We start from the raw sequence: 2,842 nt of genomic DNA, 5'->3' as shown, positions 1-2,842 counted from the left end.
GCCCAGGCCCGCCACCAGCGTCAGGGGCACGGCGTGGGCAATGTCGGCCGCCACGATGCGTGGCAGCGGCAGGCTGGGGTAGAGCAGCATCAGCACGATCACGCCAATGGCGCCCGCGCCGACTGACGTCAAAGTGACCAGCGTGCCTATGACCGCGCCAAACAGCACCGGAAGGGCCCAGTGGCGCGCACGCGTGGCCTGGCCAATGAGTTCAGGCGCGATGGTGGTCGGGGCGGCCTTGCCGCGCAGCACCTTGTAGGCTGTGGCACCGGCCGTCAGCAATAACGCCAGGCCCAGTGTGGTGGTCATGATGGCTTGCGTGGCCGGGTTGGCAGGGCCCATGCGCTGCAACATATACAGGGTCGCCAGGGCAGCTGGAATGCTGCCGGCAGCTGTTTGGCCGACGATTTTCCAGTCGACCACGCGGGCACGGGCCAGACTGACCGTGCCGCCCATCTTGGTAAAGGCCGCAAACAGCAGGTCGGTGCCGATAGCCAGGTGCGGTTTGATGCCGAAAAAGAAGATCAGCAGCGGCGTCATCAGCGAGCCGCCGCCCACCCCAGTCAGGCCCACCACGAGGCCGACGGCAAAACCGGCAAATACAAAGGCAAATTCATGCATAACGGGAAAATGTAAGTGCGCGACTTATAAAAACAAACTACACATTTGTTCTGCCGTTATGCAGATAAGCTTATTCGGCAATGAATATGCGGGTTTGGCGGGGTTTTTACGCGTCAATGGCATAAAGCCGGACGCGTGCCGGCAGGCCCGTCACAAAGCGCTGGTACAGTCCGTGCTCTTTCGGATGGGCCACCCTGGTATGGGTCTTGCCCCTTAACCGAATTGCSTATTTTTTGGAGAAACCCGTGAAATTGATGAAGTCTGCCCTGATGGGCGGTGTGTTTCTGGCCTGCGCCACGGCTGTGACGCTGGTACAGGGCAGCACCAAGCCCCCCATCAAGATCGGCGAAATCAACAGCTATTCCACCATCCCCCAGTTCGCCCAACCTTACCGGCAGGGCTGGCAGCTTGCCGTCGAGGAAATCAATGTGACGGGAGGCCTGCTGGGCCGCAAGATTGAAGTCATCTCGCGGGACGATGCCGGCAAGCCCGAGGAAGCCCTGCGCCAGGCCGCTGAGCTGACTTCGAAAGAAAGGGTGGATGTGCTCGCGGGAGGGTTTTACTCCAGCGTCGGACTGGCGCTGGCCGGCCATGCCCAGGCCAGCCGGCGGGTGTTTATCGCCAGCGAGTCGCTGGCCGACGCGATTGTCTGGGAACAAGGCAACCGCTATACCTTCCGCCTGCGCCCCAGTACCTATATGCAGGCGGCCATGCTGGTTGAAGAGGCCGCAAAGCTGCCGGCCAAACGCTGGGCCACGATTGCCCCCAATTACGAATACGGCCAGAGCGCCGTCGCCGTGTTCAAGGAACTCCTGAAAGCCAGGCGCCCGGACGTCGAGTTTGTGAGTTACCAGTGGCCGGCACTGGGCAAGATAGAAGCCGGCCCCACGCTGCAGGCAGCCATGCAGGCAAAACCCGAGGCGATCTTCAACGCGACTTTCGGCGCCGACCTGGCCAGGCTGGTTCGTGAGGGCAACCAGCGCGGCATTTTTCCGCGCGTGCCGGTGGTRTCCATGCTTTCGGGGGAACCCGAATACCTGGATGCGCTGAAAGACGACACACCCAAAGGCTGGATCGTCACGGGATACCCGTGGGACCAGATTGACTCGCGCGAACATGCCAGCTTTGCCGCCAACTATTACCGCCGCTTCAACGAATACCCCAAAGTCGGCTCGGCGGTGGGCTACGCCACCATGCAGGCGATTTTTGCGGCTATCCGCAGGGCCAATTCCACAGACAACGAAAAGCTGGTCGTGGCGCTGCGCGGCCTGAAGTTCTCCACGCCTTTCGGCCCCGCCGAGTTCCGCGCCATTGACCACCAGTCCACCATGGGCGCCTATGTGGGCAGGCTGGACCTGCGCGGCCACAAGGGCACCATGGTGCAGTGGCGTTACGCCGACGGCAAGGCCTATTTGCCGGCTGATGCGTATGTCAAGGCCCGTCGGCCTGCTGCGGCCATGAAGTGACGTTTTGACAACGCAGGCATTGAATTCCTTGAAGCCCTCCCGGCGATCCCCCCATAATCGGGCCCAATGACGAATACGGGTGGTGAGGCTGTCAAGCGGGTTTTTGTAAAAGTGTTCGGGTTTGATGACGTTGAACGTCACGCCCTGAACACCGTGTTTCGCATTTCCGAAACACGGGCCATTGCCTATGCGCCCTGGACCCCGGAGGCGCCCGAAGAAGCCTCCCTGGCCCTGATCGACGGCGACAGCTGGGAGGCGGCACTGGAGCTGGCCAACCCTGCGAATGACGATTTCACGCTGGTCTGGATTGGCGACAACCCCCCGGCCAGAGCACGCCTCGTGGTTCCGCGCCCGCTGCAGTGGACCGCCGTGATTGACGGCATGGACGAACTGTTGGCCGCCGAGCGGCGGCAGGCGGCCCAGGCATTGCGCCCTGGCAGGGCGCCGGAGAAGGCACTAGACCTCGACCTTCAGCCCGAATCTTCCTCACTGGATCTCGATCTTGACTTTGATTCGCAGGCGCCTACCGCGCCGGCGCCGCTCGAAGCTCCGGAGCCATTGCCTGAGCGCCCCCAAGTGCTGGTGGTGGATGCCGACCGCGACGCGCGCCTTTACCTGCGTGCCAGGCTGGCCATGGCCGGTTTCGTGAAGATTGACGAGGCGACCACCGGCACCGAAGCGCTCAAGCTGATTGACACGCACCTCTACAAGCTGGTGATACTCGACCTGGAGCTCCCGGACATCGAGCCTTGGGA

General features: G+C 62.4%; 3 protein-coding genes. 2 read left to right on the top strand and 1 reads right to left on the bottom strand.

The window, feature by feature from the left end:
• A partial coding sequence (locus AC1D0Z_RS18870; protein WP_477659722.1) for a TSUP family transporter occupies nucleotides 1-621 on the bottom strand: 621 nt, incomplete at its 3' end.
• A 254-nt stretch (nucleotides 622-875) separates the two neighbouring features.
• On the opposite strand from AC1D0Z_RS18870, the gene AC1D0Z_RS18865 reads away from it, so the two are divergent.
• Nucleotides 876-2,087 (top strand): ABC transporter substrate-binding protein, encoded by a 1,212-nt coding sequence (locus AC1D0Z_RS18865; protein WP_477659723.1) that lies wholly within the window; start codon nucleotides 876-878, stop codon nucleotides 2,085-2,087.
• Nucleotides 2,088-2,153: 66 nt separating this feature from the next.
• Nucleotides 2,154-2,842 (top strand): response regulator (locus AC1D0Z_RS18860; protein WP_477659721.1); only part of this gene is annotated, 689 nt, incomplete at its 3' end.

Source organism: Polaromonas sp. P1_E3, from assembly GCF_056405935.1.
The sequence above is the reverse complement of the archived record's forward strand: the minus strand, read 5'-3'. Positions and strand labels throughout refer to the sequence as shown.